Origin of the sequence: Methylotenera sp. (assembly GCF_029945705.1) — a bacterium.
GTDB lineage: Bacteria > Pseudomonadota > Gammaproteobacteria > Burkholderiales > Methylophilaceae > Methylotenera.
On record NZ_JAQSDC010000026.1, the window covers coordinates 1 to 3,692 of the forward strand.

Here is a 3,692-nt window from a genome sequence, read left to right on the forward strand (position 1 = left end):
AAAAGTATCAGCAAAAAACCTTAGCAAGTGTGGCAGTTTGTTAGACCATTACAACCCGCCTGTTCTACTTGGGTGGTGCCTTCTGCGGTTTTGCTCACCGAGTCTGAGATGAGTTCTTTAATCTCTTTAGCAGCACTAGCTGAGCGTTGCGCTAGGTTACGTACTTCACCTGCCACTACCGCAAAGCCTCGGCCTTGTTCGCCTGCTCTGGCGGCTTCTACTGCTGCATTCAAGGCTAGGATATTGGTTTGAAAGGCAATGCCGTCAATGACTGAAATAATGTCTTCAATCTTTTTAGCGCTGCTGTTAATAGCGCTCATGGTAGAGACGACTTGACCAACCACTTCACCACCTTTAACTGCGACGCCTGAGGCGGCTGAAGCAAGCTGGTTAGCTTGTTTAGCATTTTCAGCATTGTTTTTAACGGTTGAAGCTAACTGCTCCATACTGGCCGCGGTTTCTTCTAGGCTAGAGGCTTGTTGTTCAGTGCGTTGTGATAAATCATTATTGCCAGAGGATATTTCGCCAGCAGCAGTGTTGATGGTTTCACCCGCCTCACGCACTTCAACAATGACTTCAGTCATTTTGTCCATTAAGGCATTAACACCATCGCAAAGGGAGGCAATTGCACCTGTTTTACCCTCTAACGGGACGCGGCTACTTAAATCACCATTTTTTGCACCATCAATGACATATTGGGTTTCTTCAACAGCCTCCGCCAATACCGCCGCATTTTGATGCTGTTCGGTAATATCCGTAGCATATTTCACTACTTTAAATGGCTTGCCATTCATGTCCATAATTGGGTTGTAGCTGGCTTGTAACCAGACTTCTTTACCACCTTTGCCTATGCGTTTGTATTGGCCTTCATCAGCTTCACCTTTACTCAATTTATCCCAAAATGATTTATATTCAGGGCTAGATTTATGAGTAGGTTCAACAAACATACTGTGGTGATTCCCTACAATTTCTTTTTCGCTGTAACCAGTGACTGATGCAAAGTTTTTATTCACGGCAATAATCTTGCCTGTTAAGTCAAACTCAATCACGCCTTGAATTTTACTAATAGCCGCAAGTTGACCTGCATTGTCCGCGGCTGCTAATTTCTGCTCGGTAATATCAATGGTGTAGTTAACAATTTTCTGAACTTCACCTTTTGCATCGTAAATAGGATTGTATGAGGCTTGAATCCAAACTTCTCGCCCACCTTTGGCTATGCGTTTGTATTGTCCTGCATCACTGCCACCTGAAATCAAAAGATTCCATAAGGTTTTATAGGCGTCACTGTTTGAAAAGCTAGGGTCTAGTACCAACCTTACATTTTTTCCTATTAACTCACCGACAGAATAACCAAGCATGTTTGCATAGACATCATTCACTTTAAGCAGTGTGCCGTCTATCGCTATTTCAACCACACCTTGTGTCATGTTAATGGCGTTAATTTGACCTTCGTAGTCAGCATTTTTAATTTTTTGCTTGGTAATATCTGTCGCATATTTCACCACTTTATATGGTTTACCTTCAATACTTAAAATGGGGTTGTATGAAGCCTCTAGCCAAACTTCTTGACCGCTTTTTGTGGTGCGTAAGAATTGACCTGCAATATATTCGCCACGGTTTAGTTGCTCCCAAAACTTGGTATATTCAGCACTGCTGCGGTAGCTTGCTTCAACAAAGGCGCTATGATGCTGGCCTATTGCCTCCTCACGGGTATATCCCATGGTATTTAAGAAAATATCATTGATAGCAGTCACTTTGCCATCCATGCTGAATTCAATGACACCTGTAGATTTACTAATAGCGGCTAATTGACCTTCGTACTGAGCCGAAGATAGAGCTACTTGTTTTGCATTTTCACGATCTGTATTCAACATCACGTTTAAGCCAGTTTGCGTTGTTTTTAAGGCATGCAATATTTGAGCTAGCTCACTATCTCCCTGCACATTAATTGATGTATCTAGCTGACCAGATGAAATATTGTTAAACACTTTAATGGCTTGATTAATAGGGTTTAGGATTGATCGAACGACTACCATGCCCAGGAAAATAATCAGTCCAACAGCAAGCGCGAGTACAGTAAATGAAAGAATAAGGGCATGATGTAAACGCTCTACGGAGCTTTTATATTCAACTGCCGCAACATCTAACTGAAGCTGGATTAACTTATTAAGTGCAATATCGGCGGTTTTATAGGCTACAGGTAAAGCGTCAGCATATTTCATGGTTTCAGCTGCATCATATTTTTGCATAGGCGCAAGGCCCAGTAATACATTGTTGTTTATAAAATCCTCTTTCGCATTGTTAAATTTTTCAGCTAACACTTTTTCTTCAGGTGTCAAATAAGTGGCCATGTAAGATTTCCATAATGCATCAATATTTTTTAACTCACCTTGAATCAATGGCAATACTTCATTGACTACACTTTTATTCAGCATCACTGTTTTTTGCTTACCATCAACGCCCTCAACTACTTCACCAGCCACGTTGAAATATTGAGCCTCAATTTTAAGAATTGAGTTCGAGATTTTCGAAAGTTGATCCATTGGTATCGTGCGGTCTTGATAGACCGTTTTAAGGCTTTCATTAGATTCTGACAAGTTATTTAAGCCAGATATCACTAGTGAAATGGCAATAACTGCTGACAGTGCACTAATACCATATAAGCGCTTAGCAACACTTAAGTTGTTTAGCTTAGTTTTTATCTTGTTCCACAAACTGATAGAAACAACTTTACCTTCAACAATGGCTAGGCCTTTCGCATTATTCGCTTTAAACAAGCGATAGGCCTCATTCACCGCTTCTACCTGCTGACGTGTCGGTTTTTTAAGTACAAGTAAATATCCAACCACCTGATTATTTTCAAAAATCGGCGCCGCATTATTCTCTACCCAATAGTAATCAACATTGTTAGTACGATTTTTAACAATACCTGTCCATGGTTTGCCATTTTTCAAATTGTGCCACATGTCCTCAAAAACCTCGGCAGGCATATCTTGATGACTAATGAGGTTATGGCTAGCGCCCACAAGTTCCGCCGCTCTAAATCCACTAATGTCGATAAAGTCTTGGTTGGCGTAGGTAATCACACCTTTAGTATTGGTTTTAATGAGCATGAATTGATTGTCATTGAACGTGACTTCATGATCAGTAATAGGCATATTTAATTTCATATTAAATCCTTTTATTTTTTAATTTACTTGAATCTAAACGCAATCACACACCAACGCCTTTGAAGGCATAGGTCACTTTTGCACTCAGATGAAAATTGCAAAGTAATGCCTTAACTGCAGCAATGAGTGGATGGTGTTTTAGTGGATGGCTTTTTTTATCAGGATGACTATATAAGCTCAATTGAATTAAGCTTAAAGTATCGGCAAATTTGAGATGGAAACTGATTAAAGCGGGCGTATCAACGCCAACGCTAACTAAATAAGCGCTCTGGTTGCAGATTGCATTGGGGGGATATAAATTACTATTAAGCCTTCTAAACATACATGCCACCTTCCCTTGATAGGAAAATTCATCGTTTGCTTCCGAAACTAGCGTATTGACGCATGACGGAAATTAAACGAGGCATGTTCGAGGCCTCAAAGACTTGGTGCCGAGGTCAGGGGCATCCACAATTACATTAAATTAATTAAGGGGCTGTCCTAGATAACACATAAAATGTTATAAGGATGGCATGAGAAAGA

The 3,692-nt window shown here is 40.5% G+C and carries 2 protein-coding genes; both read right to left on the reverse strand.

Annotated features, from left to right (window positions below; translation table 11 throughout):
• Window positions 1–20: 20 nt before the first annotated feature.
• Complete coding sequence (locus tag PSU78_RS13995) at window positions 21–3,170, reverse strand: PAS domain S-box protein (RefSeq protein ID WP_367186322.1); 3,150 nt, start codon at window positions 3,168–3,170, stop codon at window positions 21–23.
• A 43-nt stretch (window positions 3,171–3,213) separates the two neighbouring features.
• A complete protein-coding gene (locus PSU78_RS05805) occupies window positions 3,214–3,492 on the reverse strand; it encodes a hypothetical protein (RefSeq protein ID WP_300385598.1) in 279 nt (92 codons plus the stop codon).
• Window positions 3,493–3,692 lie beyond the last annotated feature (200 nt).